The organism is Arthrobacter sp. NPDC057009, assembly GCF_042673905.1.
In the GTDB taxonomy this organism is placed as follows: Bacteria; Actinomycetota; Actinomycetes; order Actinomycetales; family Micrococcaceae; genus Arthrobacter.
On the sequence record NZ_JBHUSB010000001.1, the window covers coordinates 281,439 to 297,541 of the forward strand.

At 64.5% G+C, this 16,103-nt stretch carries 15 protein-coding genes and 1 other RNA gene; 1 reads left to right on the top strand and 15 read right to left on the bottom strand.

What is annotated here, in order from left to right; genetic code table 11:
- Window positions 1-61 precede the first annotated feature (61 nt).
- From ssrA to galE, 15 genes are all read right to left on the bottom strand, one after another.
- Window positions 62-430, bottom strand: a transfer-messenger RNA (tmRNA) gene (ssrA, locus tag ACFTR6_RS01345).
- A gap of 83 nt (window positions 431-513) precedes the next feature.
- On the bottom strand, window positions 514-984 hold the full coding sequence (gene smpB / locus ACFTR6_RS01350; protein ID WP_076801863.1) for an SsrA-binding protein SmpB: 471 nt from the start codon (window positions 982-984) through the stop codon (window positions 514-516).
- Between the two features lie 92 nt (window positions 985-1,076).
- Window positions 1,077-2,453: a peptidoglycan DD-metalloendopeptidase family protein gene (locus ACFTR6_RS01355; RefSeq protein WP_377956838.1), complete on the bottom strand. Its 1,377-nt coding sequence runs from the start codon at window positions 2,451-2,453 to the stop codon at window positions 1,077-1,079.
- Window positions 2,454-2,471: 18 nt separating this feature from the next.
- Entirely contained in the window at window positions 2,472-3,386 is a 915-nt protein-coding gene (ftsX, locus tag ACFTR6_RS01360; protein WP_076801858.1) for a permease-like cell division protein FtsX, read from the bottom strand.
- Window positions 3,383-4,162 (bottom strand): cell division ATP-binding protein FtsE, encoded by a 780-nt coding sequence (gene ftsE / locus ACFTR6_RS01365; protein ID WP_076801855.1) that lies wholly within the window; start codon window positions 4,160-4,162, stop codon window positions 3,383-3,385. Before ftsE ends, ftsX begins: the two co-directional genes overlap by 4 nt.
- A gap of 175 nt (window positions 4,163-4,337) precedes the next feature.
- Window positions 4,338-5,453, bottom strand: coding sequence for a peptide chain release factor 2 (gene prfB / locus ACFTR6_RS01370; RefSeq protein ID WP_076801853.1), 1,116 nt, complete (start codon window positions 5,451-5,453; stop codon window positions 4,338-4,340).
- Between the two features lie 69 nt (window positions 5,454-5,522).
- On the bottom strand, window positions 5,523-5,936 hold the full coding sequence (locus tag ACFTR6_RS01375; protein WP_076801847.1) for a pilus assembly protein TadG-related protein: 414 nt from the start codon (window positions 5,934-5,936) through the stop codon (window positions 5,523-5,525).
- A 65-nt stretch (window positions 5,937-6,001) separates the two neighbouring features.
- Window positions 6,002-6,508 carry a hypothetical protein gene (locus ACFTR6_RS01380; protein WP_377956610.1) on the bottom strand — a complete coding sequence of 169 codons (507 nt, stop codon included), beginning with the start codon at window positions 6,506-6,508 and terminating at the stop codon, window positions 6,002-6,004.
- A complete protein-coding gene (locus ACFTR6_RS01385; protein ID WP_377956611.1) occupies window positions 6,489-6,878 on the bottom strand; it encodes a TadE family protein in 390 nt (129 codons plus the stop codon). The genes ACFTR6_RS01380 and ACFTR6_RS01385 overlap by 20 nt, the downstream gene beginning before the upstream one ends.
- Window positions 6,879-6,886: 8 nt before the next feature.
- Window positions 6,887-7,123, bottom strand: coding sequence for a hypothetical protein (locus ACFTR6_RS01390; protein WP_377956839.1), 237 nt, complete (start codon window positions 7,121-7,123; stop codon window positions 6,887-6,889).
- Window positions 7,124-7,229: 106 nt separating this feature from the next.
- The gene (locus ACFTR6_RS01395; protein WP_377956612.1) at window positions 7,230-8,171 is read right to left on the bottom strand and encodes a type II secretion system F family protein; all 942 of its coding nucleotides are present in this window, start codon (window positions 8,169-8,171) and stop codon (window positions 7,230-7,232) included.
- A complete protein-coding gene (locus ACFTR6_RS01400; protein WP_377956613.1) occupies window positions 8,168-9,022 on the bottom strand; it encodes a type II secretion system F family protein in 855 nt (284 codons plus the stop codon). The genes ACFTR6_RS01395 and ACFTR6_RS01400 overlap by 4 nt, the downstream gene beginning before the upstream one ends.
- Window positions 9,022-10,245, bottom strand: coding sequence for a CpaF family protein (locus tag ACFTR6_RS01405; RefSeq protein ID WP_377956614.1), 1,224 nt, complete (start codon window positions 10,243-10,245; stop codon window positions 9,022-9,024). The genes ACFTR6_RS01400 and ACFTR6_RS01405 overlap by 1 nt, the downstream gene beginning before the upstream one ends.
- A gap of 144 nt (window positions 10,246-10,389) precedes the next feature.
- Window positions 10,390-11,463, bottom strand: coding sequence for an acyltransferase family protein (locus tag ACFTR6_RS01410; RefSeq protein WP_377956840.1), 1,074 nt, complete (start codon window positions 11,461-11,463; stop codon window positions 10,390-10,392).
- A gap of 4 nt (window positions 11,464-11,467) precedes the next feature.
- Complete coding sequence (gene galE / locus ACFTR6_RS01415) at window positions 11,468-12,520, bottom strand: UDP-glucose 4-epimerase GalE (protein WP_377956615.1); 1,053 nt, start codon at window positions 12,518-12,520, stop codon at window positions 11,468-11,470.
- A gap of 250 nt (window positions 12,521-12,770) precedes the next feature.
- On the opposite strand from galE, the gene ACFTR6_RS01420 reads away from it, so the two are divergent.
- Entirely contained in the window at window positions 12,771-16,076 is a 3,306-nt protein-coding gene (locus tag ACFTR6_RS01420; protein ID WP_377956616.1) for a GH25 family lysozyme, read from the top strand.
- The last annotated feature ends 27 nt before the right edge of the window (window positions 16,077-16,103 follow it).

Consider the following 16,103-nt stretch of genomic DNA (forward strand, 5'->3'; position numbering starts at 1 on the left):
GGGTTCTTGGCCAACAGGCAAAAAGAAAGCCCCGGAAGCTCAGGGCTTCCGGGGCTCACATTGGTGGAGATGGGGGGAATTGAACCCCCGTCCGATGTCGTGTTGTCAGGGCTTCTCCGGGCGCAGTTTGCGTCGGATTTTCTCGGCCCCAGCCGTCCTGCAAACAGGCGGCTGATCCGGGCCCAGTCATCTAAAAGTCCCGCTTACTCCGATGACGGGAGCAAACAGCAGTGGCTATCTAAATGACGCCAGGAACCGGGGCGATAGCAACCCCGGGCTGACGGACTGAACTACTGCTTAGGCAGCGAGTTCGAAGTCAGTGCGCTTAGATTCGGCACTTATTGGTTTGCAGAAAGCGTTTACGAGATAATTCTGCATCCTCGGCCCGCTTCACCTGTCGCGACTAACATCGTCGAAACCGATCATCCCCGTATTTTGTTACCAAACCGGCTGGAAGGTCAGCACCCGCCTGCCGGACTATCCATTGTAACGCATACCTGCCGCGAATAATTCCTACCGGCGGTTGCGTTCCCGCATGGCCCGCAGGGCCTCGCGCTTGTCCTGCTGCTCGCGGAGCGTCTGGCGCTTGTCGTAGTCCTTCTTACCGCGGGCGATTCCGATTTCCACCTTGGCGCGGCCGTCCAGGAAGTACAGCTGCAGCGGAACAATAGTGAAGCCCGATTCACGGATCTTATGCGAGATCTTGGTGAGTTCCTCGCGGTGCAGCAGGAGTTTCCGCCGCCGCCGAGCCGCATGGTTGGTCCAGCTGCCCTGGTTATATTCAGGGATGTGGATGCCTTCCATCCAGAGCTCGTCGTTGTAGAACATGCAGAACCCGTCCACCATGGATGCGTGACCTTCGCGAAGGGACTTCACCTCTGTCCCCATCAGTGCGATCCCGGCCTCGTAGGTATCCAGGACATGATAGTCGTGCCGGGCCTTCCGGTTGGTGGCCACGACTTTACGGCCACTTTCTTTGGGCACGGTTCAACTCCTCGGTTCTCGGTACTTGCTGCTCCGGCGGCGCAGGAACACAGTCTTACTATTCTACGGCAGGTGCACCGGCTGCTCCCTGGTCAGAGCAGGCGCATCGGGTCAACGGCCTCGCCGTTCAGCCATGTCTCAAAGTGCGAGTGGCAGCCCGTGGAATTGCCGGTGGTGCCCGAGTAGGCGATGAGCTGGCCCTGGCTGACCTGCTGTCCCGATGAGACCACCACGCTGGTGTTGTGGTAGTAGATCGTCGTCAGCGAGTTGCCCTGGACCACGCCGTGCGAGATCTTGACGTTGTTTCCGCCGCCGTCGTCCGCCCAGCCGGCGGAGAAGACGGTGCCGGCGGCGGCCGCATAAACCGGAGTGCCGCAGGCGGCACCGAAGTCGATGCCGGTGTGCATGTATCCGCCGGCGCCGTAGAAGTCGATGGTGCCGGGCGGCGTCGCACGCCACCCAAAACCGGACGTGATGGGCACACCGCCGGAGAACGGGTTGCGGAGGCCAAAGGCCGACGGCGGACCTGCCACGGGCGGCACGTAAGGCTTGGGCTGCTCGCCCTTGGCCTTCGCCGCCGCGGCGGCGGCAGCGGCGATCCGCCGCTGCTCGGCGAGCCACGCCTCGCGCAGCCTGCGGTCACGCTCTTTGATTTCGGCGGCGACGGCGTCCTGGCGCGCCTTGACGCCGGCCAGCTTCTTCTGGATTCCGGGCTTGGCGGCCTCAAGTTCCTTGTTCAGGCGCGCGGTGTCGGCGATGAGCTTATCCACCTTGGCCTTCTTGGCGGCGGCTTCGTCACGGGCAGCCTTCTCCTTGGCAAGCGCCGCGTCGGCCTTGGCCTTGAGATCCTTGATCTCGGCTTCCACCGCCTGCAGGCGGGCCTGCGAGTTCACGTTGGTGGCGTTCTGCTGCGTGAGCTTGTCCATCGCGGAGTTCTGGCTGCGCAGCGCCTGGTCGGCCAGGTCCATCGTTTCAGTGAGGCTGCCGGTGTTGTTGGAACCGAAGAACAGCGTGAGGTCGGAGGGCACACCGCCCGACTTGTAAGCCTGCGTCGCGATCTGGCCGATCAGCTTCTTGGTGCTGGCAATCTTCTGCTTGTCCGCATCGAGCTGCTGCGTGATTTTGGCTTTGTTCTGCTGTGCGAGGTCCACCCTGGCAGCGAGGGCCTCCACTTCCTTGACCGCACTGGCCACCCGGCCCTGGGCCTCGAGGAGCGCCTGCTGGGCAGCCGGAAGCTGTCCGCGGTAGATCACGAGGTCGGCGGCAGCCTTGGAAATTTTGGCGTCGACGAACTCGAGTGACTGCTGGACCCGGGCGGCTTCTTCCTTCAGTGCGGCCTGCTGGTCTTCAAGCTCGTCCGCGAAGGCGGCGGGAGCCGACGCGCCGAGGCTTGCGGCCAGCATCAGTGCCACGGCGGCGCTGAGGATCCTGCGCTGGCGCCTGGGCCCGCCGGAACTGGTCATGGGCATTCCTTCAATGAGCATGGCCTACACCCTCAAGTATCGGCGGAGCGTGAGCAGAGATGAAGTACCCGCCAGAACCACGCCCAGCCCAACGAGGGCCGGGACAAGGAGCAGGGTCTGGGCCGGGGAGATGAACGCTGTGTCCGGATACTGTTTGGACAGGTACTCACCCAGGAAGAAGTGGGCCACCGCCCACAATGTTCCGGATGCGAGGGCGGCGCCGATGACAGCGGCGATCACGCCCTCGAGGATGAAGGGCAGTTGGATGACCATCTTTGAGGCGCCGACGAGCCGCATGATGCCCGTCTCCCGCCGCCGGCTGAATGCCGAGAGCCGGATCGTGGTGGCGATGAGGAGGATCGCACAGACCGTCATCACCCCGGCGATGATGACTGCCACGAGGGAGGCCGCGTTCATCACGGAGAAGAGCCGCTCCAGGACCTGCCGCTGGTCGATGACGGTTTCCACGCCCGGCTGGGAGGAGAAGGTCTCGCTGATGATCTGGTACTTCTCCGGGTCCTTCATGTTGATCCGGAACGAGGCGGGAAGCTGGTCCGGTGTGACCGAATCGACGATGGGAGAGTTGGAGAACTGCTCCTTGAAATGCTTGTAGGCGTCGTCCTTCGACTCGAACTGGAAGTCATTGATGTACTGGGCCACCGCGGGCGACGCCAGCAGGGTCCGGAGGTTGTCCTGCTGTTCGGCCGTCACGGGTCCCGAGGCGCAGCCGGCGGCCGTCGACCCCTCACCGCAAAGGAAGATGGCCACCTGGACCTTGTCGTACCAGTAGCCCTTCATCTGGTTGATCTGAAGCTGGAGCATCCCGGCCGCGCCCACAAAGGTCAGGGACACGAAGGTCACCAGGATGACGGAGACGACCATCGACAGGTTGCGCCGCAGGCCGCCGCCGATCTCGCCGAGGATGAACTGGAGCCTCACAGCCGGCCCTCCCCTGCCTGGCCGCGGGCAGCCCCGGCGTCGTCGCGGCCGCTGGCGTCCTTGAGCCTTCGGGACTGGCCGACGACCGGCATCATCGACGTGTAAAGGGCCCGAGCTTCGTCGCGGATGACTTTGCCGTTCTTGAGCTCCACGACGCGCTTGCGCATCTCATTGACGATGTCGTCGTCGTGCGTGGCCATGACCACGGTGGTGCCGTTCTGGTTGATCTTGTCCAGGACCCCCATGATTCCCATGGATGTGGTGGGGTCGAGGTTACCGGTGGGCTCGTCGGCCAGCAGGATGCCGGGGCGGTTGACCACGGCGCGGGCAATGGCCACGCGCTGCTGCTCACCGCCGGAGAGCTCGTGGGGCATGCGCTTCTCTTTGCCCTCCAGGCCCACGGTCTTGAGCACCTCGGGAACGGTGTCGCGGATGACGCTGCGGCTCTTGCCGATCACCTGCATGGCAAAGGCGACGTTGGCGAAGACGTTTTTCTGCGGCAACAGGCGAAAGTCCTGGAACACCACGCCTATTCCACGGCGCAGGCGGGGCACCCGCCAGCTGGAGATGTTGGCCACGTTCTGGCCGGCGACGTAGACGGTGCCGGACGTCGCGCGGTCTTCCTTGAGGACCAGGCGCAGGAATGTGGACTTGCCGGATCCCGACGCGCCTACGAGGAAGGCGAATTCACCACGGTCGATCTCAAGGCTGACAGCATCCAGGGCGGGCCTGGCCTTCTGGTCGTAGACCTTGGTGACATTTTCGAAACGGATCATGACCCTAAAACCCTGCAGGACGCGGCTTTATGGGCATGGTCTGCAACCGGTGCGGGGGCTGTCGCTAGGGGGAAGTATGGCTCCGGCCTCTTGACTATACGCACGGGCTGCCATGCGCAGGCGGGAGTCGAAGGGGCGTGTCGCGGGATTGGTGGTTCCGTTTCCCCGCGGGTGCCTACCGTTCCGCGTTGCGGTTGTCAGTACGCCAGCGGATCCCGGCTTCGATGAAGTCGTCGATGGCGCCGTCGAACACGGCGGAGGTGTTGCCCACCTCGTGTTCCGTTCGGAGGTCCTTGACCATCTGGTACGGGTTGAGGACGTAGGAGCGCATCTGGTCGCCCCAGGACGCCTTGACGTCCCCGGCCAGAGCCTTCTTTTCCGCGTCCTCCTGCTCCTTCTTCAGCAGCAGAAGCCTCGACTGGAGCACCCTCATCGCGGCGGCGCGGTTCTGCAGCTGCGACTTTTCATTCTGCATGGACACTACCGTGCCCGTGGGGATGTGGGTCAGGCGGACGGCGGAGTCAGTGGTGTTGACCGACTGGCCGCCGGGGCCCGACGAACGGAAGACGTCAACACGGATTTCGTTGTCCGGGATGTCGATGGAGTCCGTCTGCTCAATGAGGGGAATGACTTCGACGGCGGCGAAGGACGTCTGCCGGCGGCCCTGGTTGTCGAAGGGGCTGATCCTGACCAGCCGGTGTGTTCCCGCCTCGACGCTCAGGGTGCCGAAAGCGTAAGGGGCATTGACCTCGAAGGTGGCAGACTTCAGGCCCGCCTCTTCCGCGTAGGAGGTGTCCATGACGGTGGTGGGGTAGCCGTGGCGCTCCGCCCACCGCAGGTACATGCGCAACAGCATTTCAGCGAAGTCCGCGGCATCGACGCCGCCGGCGCCGGAGCGGATGGTCACCACCGCCTCACGCTCGTCATACTCGCCGGACAGCAGGGTGACGACCTCAAGGTCTTTCAGGGATTTGCGGATGGCCTCAAGCTCCGTCTCGGCCTCCCCCATGGAGTCGGCGTCGTCCTCGTCCTGGCCGAGCTCCACCAGCACCTCGAGGTCGTCAATCCGGGACGCCAGGGTGTTCAGCCGCTCCAGCTCGGACTGGCGGTGCGAAAGCCTGGACGTGATGACCTGGGCGGCTGCGGGGTCGTCCCAGAGGTCCGGCTCGCCGGCCCGCTCGCTCAGTTCTGCGATCTCTTCCTTGAGCGCCTCGACATCGGTGACCTTTTCGATGGAGGTATAGGTGCCGCGCAGCGCGCGGATTTCTGCAGCAAAATCAATTTGAGCCATGGTTGTTTAAGCGTACGCTATCCGCCCTCACCGGCTGTGCCGGCCGCCAGTGCGGCGGCCGCTGCGGGGTTAGCGGGTCAGCCGCGAGCGTGCGGTGGACGAGGCCGTAATGGGTATGCCGTCCGGTACGAGGAAGTTGACCACCGGCGGATGCACGGTGGCGCTGAGAACCACGACGGCGGTGGAGCCGTCGGGCGTCCCCGTTCCGGCCGCGACGGCCAGCCCGTCGACGCGGCCGAAGGCACCGTTGCGGCTGAGGTAGTCCGCGGCGACGTTCCGGACTCTTTGGCCGTTCAGCAGGGCCGACGGGGTCCCGCCGGCCGTTTCGACCTGCCCCAGAGTATAGGAGTCGGCAGCGGCCACCGAGGCGCCGTCCGCGAGCGAGAGAAGCTTCTTGTGCTCGATGTAGAGGCTCGAAGCGGCCATGACCACGGTGCTGACCAGCAGGGCCAGCATGACGAAGCCGATGATGAGGACCGTCATTTGCCCGTCCTCGTGGCTGCTCGTTTTCGGTGGTCCCCCTGCGGCGCCGTCCGGCGCGGGACGCGTCAACGGAACCTGCCCACGACCTGGGTGGCCGAAGCGCTCAGCTCGCCGGCGTTGAGCCGGAGTGCTTCCCCAAAGGGCACGAAGGGCAGCGGTACGGTCAGCCCTACGGTGACGGTGACCGCGGAGCCTGCCGCGCTGCAGTCGCCGCCGGAGTCACAGTGAACCTCAATGCGGGCGTTTCCGGCGGGATGGCCGTAATCGGCAAGGGCCACCATGGCGGCCTGCTCTGCTGCCGCCCGGCCCTGCGACGCATCCGGCTGGGCCACGAAGACTTTGGCCGCCTGGTCCGCTGCGCCCACCACGGCAAACGAGCCGCCCTGAATCTGGCCAACGGTGATGATGAAGTAGACCACTGGGACCATGAGGAGCAGTCCCAGGAAGGTGAACTCCACGACGGCACTCCCCCGCTCGCCGCCGTCGCCTAAGGCATCCCGGAACCTGCCCGCGACGCTGCCGGTGAGGCGGCTCGTGAGGCGGCGCCCTCTGTCAGCCGGTGATCGCGGCATGGCCCGAAACCTCCAGACCTTCGCGCGGGCCGATCAGACCGATGACCGGCAGCGGAGCCCTGACGGTTACCTCCAGCGTCCGCAGCCCCTGGAAGACGACCTCACGGGTTTGGATGTCGCGGGCAAAATCCGGGTTGAGTGCCGTTGCGATGAGTTCACCGGTGCGGCGCCTGGCGTCGTCCGCGCTACGGTCAGCCAGGGTCCCGTACCGCGCGCCGGACGCCGCCGCATCGATGAGTGTGTTCCGCACGTGCAGGACGAGCGCGAGCTGGATGATGGAGACAAAAAACATGGCCAGCAGGGCGCCGACGAGCACAAAGTCAACCACTGCGGCACCCCGTTCGCTTCCGGGGTTGTCTGCGCCGGTCACGTTGCGGACTACTTTCCGACCGTGTCCATTGCCTGATTGAACATGGCTTCCAGGGCAGGACCCGCCAGGGCCAGCAACGCGGCAACAAGCACCGCCGACATCAGAGTGATCATGACCCAACCGGGCACGTCCCCGCGCTCAGGATGATCCACGTGCGCCGTAGTCCTCCGGGGTCGCGGGACCGCTTCCGAGTGGCCAATCAGCGCAACCACTGAGGCGAGAAGTGCAAGTCCGTGCCGGGCCATGAATGTCATGTGCTTCCCTCTTCTGCGAGTCGTTTCTTGTTAGGAGCGGTTGTTGGGCATGATTTGTTGGGCATCGCCACCGCCGGCCGTTGCCGGAACAATGGCGTCAAAAATTCAGGCTGAGGGCCGCTATTCCGGGGAACACGGCGAACACCACTGTCAGGGGCAGCACGCCGAAGACAAGCGGCACCATCATCGCGATTTCCTTCTTGCCGGCAGACTCCATCAGCTCGCGCTTCGCGGTATCCCGGACGTCCTGGGCCTGGGCCCGCAGCACCTCGGCCAGTGGGGTTCCGCGCTCCACCGCCACGATGATGCCGTCGACAAAGCGGATAAGCGGCCCGAGATCAGTACGCGCGGAAAACTCCTGAAGCGCCTCCACCAGGGGCTTTCCTGCCCGGGTTTCGCTCAGGACCCTGCCGAACTCTTCGGAGAGCTCACCCCGGGCTGTCCGGCACACACGGTCGAGTGCGCCGGTGGCGCTTTCCCCCGCCCCGACCGCGAGCGCAATCATTTCCGCCAGGCTCGGGAACTCGGCCAGCATCCGCTCTTCCCGCCGCCTGATCTGCACCCCCAGCCAGTAATCACGGAAGAGGAATCCGCCAACTCCACAGCCGACTGAGACTGCCACGGCCAGGACGGGACTGAATCTGCCGGCCAATGCTGCCAGGACGATCACGCCGACAGCGGCAATGAACGCGCACAGTGCCCAGAAGAGCTGCTGGGCACGGAAGTCCAGCGGCGACTTGTCGATACGGGCCTGGGCGAGCCTTCGGCCGAGGGCTGCGGATCCGAGGTTGAGCCGGGCCAGTTTGGCAGTGGCTTCCTGGATCAGCGGACGGAGTATGCGTTCGAGGGGACCAAACGGAGTGATGACCCGCTCCTCCGCCCGCAGAAGCCTCGATTCGAGGTTTTGGGACCGGAGCTGTGGTTCGATGCGTTCGACGAAACTGACAGAACGCATGAACGGGAGTCTGACCAGGAGGAGCCACAGTCCGCCGCCCAGGAGTACACCGCAGACGATCGCGGCCGCTGGCACCGTGCTCATCGCAAGACCCTCTCTTCCTCAGGCAGGGCTCCGATCTTCAGCATGACCGAATAGCACACCAGCGAAACCACCAGTCCTCCCAACAGCACGGCTGCCCCTATCGGCGTGTTGTAGGCAGCCACGGCCTCCGGACGGCTGACCAGCAGCAGCATGACGAACCACGGGGCCGCAACAGCGAGCCGGGCTGCGTTCACCGTCCATGACTGCCGCGCCTCAAGCTCGCTCCGGGTCCGCGCATTTTCCCGCAGGAACTCAGCGAGGGTCCCAAGCAGCTTGCCGAGATCGGAGCCGCCCACTTCCCTGGTCAGCCTGAGCGCCTCGATGATGCGGTCCGCGACAGGGTCCGCCAGCCGTTCCTTGAGTCTGTTCAGGGATGCATCGAACTGGCCGCCCGAGCGGTAATCCGAACCGAAGTCGCGAAACACGTGCCGCAGCTCCTCCGGTCCCTTGTCGCCCAGCTGTATGAGTGCTTCCGGCAGGGACAGCCCGGCCCGGATGGCCGATCTCAGGTGATCAACGACGTCGGGCCATACCCGCCGCAGGACGGCGCTGCGCCGTTTGGCCCGCCATTTCACCACCGCCACCGGAAGCCAGCCGCCGAACAGGCCAAAGCAAACGGAAATGGGCCAGGACCGGCTCACTGCAAAGAACGCCAGCGTGGCAAAAGCACCAAGACCCAGGCACGTCCCGATGAGACCCGCACCGGTGACCTTTTCAATGCCCGCGGACAACAGCAGGTCATGGAGGCGGCTGGGCCGCGGTCCTCGTTTGGGGCGGGCGGGCTGGTCCCAGGCCGACCACCAGATGAGGAACAATCCGGCACCCGTCAGAACCCCCAGCAGCGCAGCCATCAGCGCGGATCCAGTAGAGCCGCGACCTCATAGCCTGCCCGGGCGAATTTATGCTCCGCCGGCATGGTGTTGGCCGTCGGCTCCAGCAGGCCGTCGACCATCGAAAAGATCATGGAGGACTCGATGATTCCGTTCTCGACCCGCCTGCCCAGGGAGAGGATTTCGGTCACCTGCCTGCGCCCGTTGGCAAGCCTGGTGCAGTGAACAACCAGATCGATGCAGGAGGCCACGGTGGGGACCACGAACGCGCTGGAAATGTTGTCCCCGGCGAGCAAGGGCAGGGTGCACAGTTTGGTCACGGCGTCGTGTGCAGAATTTGCGTGGACGGTGCACATCCCGGGGAGGCCGCTGTTAAGGGCAATCAGCATGTCGAGACTCTCTGCTTCCCGGACCTCCCCCACCACCAGGCGGTCGGGCCGCATCCTGAGAGCTTCCTTGACCAGCCGGCGGAGCGGAATCTCCCCTTCACCTTCCAAGTTGGGTTGCCGGCATTGCAGCCCGACGACGTCCCGCAGCGGAAACTGCAGTTCGAAGATCTCCTCAACAGTGATGACGCGCTCCCGGCTGCCGATGCTGGCCGCAAGGCAGTTCAGCAGTGTGGTCTTGCCTGCCTGCGTCGCCCCTGAGACCAGGATGTTGAGTCCACTCGCGACGGCGGCGCCCAGGAACCGCGCAGCATGCGGGGTCAGGGTGCCCAGCTCCACGAGATGATCCAGCCGGCTCGCCTTCACAACGAACTTGCGGATGTTGACCGCCCAATGGCGCCGCGTAACGTCAGGAATGACCACGTGCAGGCGGGCCCCGTCCGGCAGCGCGGCGTCCACGAACGGAGATGAGATGTCCAGGCGCCGGCCGGAGCTCTTCAGCATGCGTTCGACCAGGTCCCGGACCTGCTGGTCCGTAAGGCTCAGTGAGGTGAGTTCGGATTCGCCGTTCCGCGCGACGTAGATTTCCGTGGGTGCATTGATCCAGATCTCCTCGATCCCCGGATCATCCAGCAATGGCTGGATGGGGCCGAATCCGGCCACGGCATCAAAGACAAACCTGCGTGCTGACTCCAGCGGTCCAAGGGGCGGAAGCGGACCCATAAGGGCGCGCTCGTCATAGTCCGTCACCGCCGCCTCAACGAGCCGCCTGACCTCGGCAGTCTGGTGCAACGGATCGAGACCCCGCCGACGAATCAGCTCCCGGACTTCATCCTCGACAATGCGCACTGCATCCATGAATTCCCCCGAACGACTGCCGGCCCCAGCGGAGGCAGTACATCTGGGTTAAAGCTAAATGATTGCTTCCGGCGAATACAGAGAAAAGGCGCAATTGTGGATAACTGATCCCCCTGCCGTTGGCAGGCGAAGCCAGGACCAGGACTAATGGGATAGCATCGCGGACCGCGTTGACCGCGGCTTGCCAGCTTTAGGAGTGCCCAACATCAGGGGCGACAGGGGCGTCCGGAAAACGAGCACGGCGACCAGCCAGGGGACGACGAGTGATCCGGCAAACACGGTCCAGGTGTCCGCGTTCAACTGCACCAGAACTGCCAGGAGAAGTGCGTGCGTAAGAACAACCAGCAGGCCGCATCTGGCCAGCATGGATACCCCGGCGGCAAACCGCGCTCCGGCCAGTGGAATAAGAGCCTCCGTAGTGAGCACCATTCCGGCGCAAATAGCGACAGCAACAACGACGGTGACTACTGGCACTCCGAGCTTTGCGCTCTTGAGGTCAAGGTATGACGACCACCCTGCCATGGTCGCGGCAGCAGATCCCAGGAGCAGAAGAGTTCCGGTAATCAATGGCCGCTCTACCCGGCTCCTTAGCCTCTTGAATGCACGTCCAGCCAGCACGAAAACAAGGCAAGTGCATCCCACACCCGCAGCCAGCGGAATCCGCGCGACCAGGGCGCTGTCGGCGTAGGTCACGGCAAGAGCAGCGAGAGCCGCCGCCCATTGAAGCACGAGCGGGAACCGCTGCATGGCGCGAAGAAGCACTACCGTCACAAAAAGTGCCGTGACGAACCAGAACGCAGCAAACGGGCCGGTGAGCCGTGATCCACCCTGCAGGAGTCTGCTAAACGTCGAAGGCCCAATCACGTCCAACTGCGCTATCCACCACGCGCCCACCACCACCAGCCAAAACAAGTAAGGGACCAGCAGTGATTTTGTGCGATTAGTGATCTCCGATTTCAGGGTCCTGTTCGCTGACCAGAAGTAGCCGGACAGAAAGAAGAACAACGGCACGTGCCATGTGTACAGCATTTCCCGAGTCAAAGGACCGCCCCAGGCAGCCACATGCCCGGCAACAACGGCCACAATCCCCAGGACCCGAAGAAAATCCACGGCCCCGGACCGGCCGGGACTGGCCGGCCTGCTCTGGCCGGACTCCCCTACCGGATAGGATCTGTCAGCGCGGCCTGGTTCAGAGACATAACTCTGAATGGGCTCCATAAATCTACGTCGTGCCTGACGCAGCGACCGGTTCTGTTGCTTCCGTCCCTGCGTAGCCGTAAGGGTTTGCACTCTGCCAGCGCCAGTGGTCAGCACACATTTGCGCCAGGTCACGGTGCGCGGACCATCCAAGATCCGCCAGGGCTGCCGAGGGGTCGGCGTAACTCACGGCGGCGTCACCCGGCCGACGCGGTGCAAACTCATAGGGAACCGGGTGCCCCGCGGCAGCGCCGAAGGCTTCAATGACCTCCAGGACGGACGAACCGCGGCCGGTTCCAAGGTTCCACCGGAACGAACCGGTCTTCGTCTGCAGGTAGTTCAGGGCTGCCAGGTGGCCGGCCGCCAGGTCCATGACGTGGATGTAGTCACGGACCCCTGTACCGTCCGGCGTAGGGTAGTCGTTACCGAACACCATGACCTTCTCCCGCCGCCCCACTGCAACCTGGGCGACGAAAGGCAGCAGGTTGTTGGGGATACCGCGGGGGTCTTCGCCGATACGCCCTGATTCGTGTGCACCAACGGGATTGAAGTAGCGCAGCAGCGCGACGCTCCACCGCGGGTCGGCCTCGCTCAGGTCGGACAGGATGTCCTCGATCTGCTCTTTCGTCCGGCCGTAGGGATTGGTCGCATCCAGCGGGGACTTCTCAATGAGGGGAACGTGCTCGGAAGCGCCATATACCGTGGCCGAGGAACTAAAGACCAGCCGCCGGACGCCGGCCTTCTCCATGCTCTCGAGGAGGTTGAGCGTGCCCACTACGTTGTTCCTGTAGTACCAGAGCGGTTTCGCCACGGACTCACCGACGGCTTTCAGGCCCGCGAAGTGGATGACGGCGCCGAAGCCACCTTCCGCGAAGACCTCGTCGACAGCCTCGGCGTCGAGCAGGTCGGCCTCGCGGAACTCCACCTTCTTGCCGGCGAGTTCTTCAACACGGCGGACTGCCTCGATGTTCGAGTTCATGAGGTTGTCCAGCACGACGACGTCATGTCCGTCCTCGAGCAGGCAGAGAGCCGTGTGTGATCCGATGTAGCCGGCGCCGCCGGTAACCAAAACCTTCATGGCCCTCATTTTATGCGGGGTCCCGGCACCGCCGAAAAACCGGGGCGCGTGTTCCCGTCTCCGCTTGACAGGAGCCCCCGGCACCCCAGGGCCCTATAGCAGGAATCACAGGAGCAACATTAGTAACATCAGCACCTTCAGTGTTAGGATGGCCGCCTACATCGCCGCCGGCGTGATGGGACTCAAGACGGCGAAGACGTCAGCCACGAGCCGGCTCTCTGCCCGGAATTTGAAGGCTACGGAGTATTAGATGCAGCGTTCCCCCAACAACAGGATCTCCGCAGCGCTCACGGCAAACGTGAGGCGGCTTGGACTCGTGGGCGGCACAGCGCTGCTGTCCACGATGCTCTGCCTGGGTGGCGGACTCCCCGCTCAAGCAGTGTCGCCTTCCCCGACGGACCCAGCCTCTCGGGAAGCCTCCTCGCCGCCTTCGGAGACAGCCAAACCAGCAGCAGAGCCCACGCCGGCCCAGATCGACATGACAGCGCTCCGCGCCGAAATCGGCAGGGACGGCGCCTACCTCGGCCAGGGCGTCAAGCGCCGGGCCGCTACGTTCGCAAAGCAGTCCACGGCGTCGTCCCTTAACGCGATCTCCACCGAAGCGGCCAACACATGGATGGCACCCGGCGTGCAGGGCCTGGACGTCAGCAGCCACCAGACAAGTGTCAACTGGGCCGCGCAGTACAGCATGGGGGCACGGTTTGCCTACGTGAAAGCCACCGAGGGAACCACGTACAAAAACCCGTACTTCGGAAGCCAGTACGGCGGGGCGCTCGCCTCCGGCATGATTCGCGGGGCATATCACTTCGCCCTGCCCGGTGTCTCAACCGCCGCAGCCCAGGCCGATTACTTCGTCAACAACGGCGGCGGCTGGAGCGGTGACGGGAAAACCATGCCCCCGCTGCTGGATATTGAGTACAACCCTTACTCTTCCTTGGGCAACACTTGCTACAACCTGAGCCAGGCGGCGATGGTCAACTGGATCGCGGCTTTCTCCAACAGGGTGCTCGCCCGGACCGGGCGCCTGCCCATGATCTACACCACCACCGACTGGTGGACCCAGTGCACCGGCAATTCGGGCGCCTTCAGCCGCCAGCCGCTGCATCTGGCGTCCTATTCACGCTACGTGGGCTCCATGCCCAACGGATGGGGCACATACAGCGTCTGGCAGTACAGTGCCACCGGGCCGTTCGCCGGCGATTCCAATGCCTGGAACGGAGACCTCGCCAGCCTCCGGAAGTTCGCCTCCAAGGCGGACGGCGCCGTGCCCACCCCCTCCATCACGTCACTGGGCGACGTGGTGGCAGCCGACTCCTCCGGTGTCCTCTGGGATTATCCGGCGACTGGCAACGGGACATTCCGCACCCGGAAGCAGATCGGCGTCGGCTGGAGCGGGCTGCGGTCCATCAACGCCATTGACTGGAACGCCGACGGCGTCTTAGACCTGATTGCCCAGTGGAAGACCGGGCGGGTCAACATCTACCTGGGGATCGCGGCCGGAGGTTTTGCCACCGGCCCTGTCCTCGCGGCGTCGGGCTGGGGCAACTACCATCTGACGGTCGGATATTGGTTCAACAGCAGCTACTACCCGCAAATCATCAGCCGTGATGACTCTGGCGTGCTGCGCCTTTGGCAGAATAACTCAGGCGCCGGTGTCAGCGGAGGAACAACGATCGGTCAGGGCTGGGGCGGCCTTAACCTCACGATGATCGATTTCGACGGCGACGGCAACCAGGACGTCCTGGCGCAAAGGCCTGGCGGCGAGATGTTGCTGTACCGGACGAACGGCAGCGGAGCCTTTATCGCCGAAGCCCGCAGGACCATCGGCAGCGGCTGGCACAACATGACGAGCGTAACCGTCACCACGAACTTCAAGGGGGCCGGCACCAACGGCCTCATGGCCCGCAATGCCGACGGTCAGCTCTACTATTATCCGGTGCCCGGCAATTCCGCATGGGGTCCCGTCAGTGCCATTGGCGCGGGTTGGAACAACTACCTCATCGCTGGCGGCGAAACGATCAACGTCGGCACGGCTCCCCCTGCTCCGACGCCGGTGACCCCCTCGATCTCCTCGGCCTCCGACGTCGTGACCGTTGATCCTTCGGGTAACGTCTACCGGCGAAGCTCAGGTACAGGCACCCTGGGGACCGCCACGAAGATTGGCACCGGCTTCACCGGGCTCGCGTCCATCCACGTGACTGACTGGAACGCCGATGGCATCCAGGACCTGGCCACGCTGAGCACTACAGGCGTACTCGGAATCCAAACCGGACTGCCGGCCGGAGGCTTTGCCGCCCGCACCGTACTGGCCTCCGGCCTGACCGGAGCCGACGTCACCTTCGGTACCTGGATCAAGGCCTCCAAATATCCCGGCGTTGTAGTACGGCGGGCAGACGGCTCGGTCCGGTTCCATGCGAACCCCTCCGGAGGGGCGCTCGCCCCCGCGACCAGCGTCGCCTCCGGATTCGCGCGCACGGATATCTCCATGGTGGACGCCGACGGCGATGGGAACCAGGATCTCGTGGCGGTCGACTATCTGGGCCGGATGACGCTGTACCGCTCCGGCGGAACAGGGACGCTGGTTTCCGAAGCCCGCAAGCTCCTGGCCAGCGGATGGAACGCCATGAACAGCATCAGCCCGATCAGGGGCTTCGCGGCCGCGGGCTCGAACGGCCTCCTCGCCCGCGACCGCGCCGGGCAGTTGAGCTACTACCCGCTGACAGCCGGCGCCCTGGGTGCCCACTCGGTGCTGTCCTCCGGCTGGACCGGGCACCTCATCGGGGGAAGCGGGCTCCTGGTGCCCGGACACGCAATCACCAGCACTGCAGACATCCTGACCGTCGACACGGCCGGGGGGCTCTGGAACCGGCCTGCAGGGAATTCCTCCGTCAGCAGCCCCTACCAGATCGGGACCGGCTGGTCCGGAATGAAGTCCCTGAACGTTGTGGACTGGAACAGTGACGGCATTGCCGACGTCCTCGCACAGAGGTCCAACGGCACGATGTCCCTGTACCCAGGATCGGCGTCCGGCGGTTTTTCGACGCCGTTCACGGTTGCATCATCAGGCTTCGCGCAGACCACCCTGGTCACCGGCAAATGGGTCTCCGGTTCCCGCTTTCCGGGCCTGCTGGGGTACGGCGCCGACGGGGCCCTCTACTACTGGGGGAACGCGACAGGACGGACCGTCAGCGGCCCGGTCCGCCTCGGGTCCGGCTGGTCGGGTCTGAAACTCGCCATGATCGACTTCGATTCCGACGGCAAGCAGGACCTGCTGGCCATCAACACCGCTGGTGCCATGCGGCTCTACCGCTCCACCGGCGCGATCGGGTTCATCTCGGAAGCGAGGAGAACCGTCGGCAGCGGGTGGCAGTCATTCCGCCAGTTCTCCGCCAACAAGGGCTTTGCCGGGACGGCCAGCAAGGGCGTGATGGCCGTGCAGACCGATGGACAGCTGCGCTACTACCCGGTGGTGGCCGGCAGCCGGTGGGGCACGTCCTTCGTGGCCGGGTCCGTGGGCTCGGCCACCACCGTGTCGTCGACCTCCGGCGGTAGCTAAGGCCTGACGGCATGAAGAAGGCGGTTC

Excerpts from the sequence above, each read along its gene's own strand:
- ACFTR6_RS01355 (WP_377956838.1), bottom strand. The coding sequence starts at position 2,453 with ATGCCCATGACCAGTTCCGGCGGGCCCAGGCGCCAGCGCAGGATCCTC.
- galE (WP_377956615.1), bottom strand. The coding sequence starts at position 12,520 with ATGAAGGTTTTGGTTACCGGCGGCGCCGGCTACATCGGATCACACACG.
- ACFTR6_RS01380 (WP_377956610.1), bottom strand. The coding sequence starts at position 6,508 with ATGCCGCGATCACCGGCTGACAGAGGGCGCCGCCTCACGAGCCGCCTC.
- ACFTR6_RS01400 (WP_377956613.1), bottom strand. The coding sequence starts at position 9,022 with ATGGCTGCGCTGCTGGGGGTTCTGACGGGTGCCGGATTGTTCCTCATC.
- ftsE (WP_076801855.1), bottom strand. The coding sequence starts at position 4,162 with ATGATCCGTTTCGAAAATGTCACCAAGGTCTACGACCAGAAGGCCAGG.
- ACFTR6_RS01420 (WP_377956616.1), top strand. The coding sequence starts at position 12,771 with ATGCAGCGTTCCCCCAACAACAGGATCTCCGCAGCGCTCACGGCAAAC.
- prfB (WP_076801853.1), bottom strand. The coding sequence starts at position 5,453 with ATGGCTCAAATTGATTTTGCTGCAGAAATCCGCGCGCTGCGCGGCACC.
- ACFTR6_RS01410 (WP_377956840.1), bottom strand. The coding sequence starts at position 11,463 with ATGGAGCCCATTCAGAGTTATGTCTCTGAACCAGGCCGCGCTGACAGA.
- ACFTR6_RS01395 (WP_377956612.1), bottom strand. The coding sequence starts at position 8,171 with ATGAGCACGGTGCCAGCGGCCGCGATCGTCTGCGGTGTACTCCTGGGC.
- ACFTR6_RS01405 (WP_377956614.1), bottom strand. The coding sequence starts at position 10,245 with ATGGATGCAGTGCGCATTGTCGAGGATGAAGTCCGGGAGCTGATTCGT.
- ACFTR6_RS01375 (WP_076801847.1), bottom strand. The coding sequence starts at position 5,936 with ATGACGGTCCTCATCATCGGCTTCGTCATGCTGGCCCTGCTGGTCAGC.
- ACFTR6_RS01390 (WP_377956839.1), bottom strand. The coding sequence starts at position 7,123 with ATGGCCCGGCACGGACTTGCACTTCTCGCCTCAGTGGTTGCGCTGATT.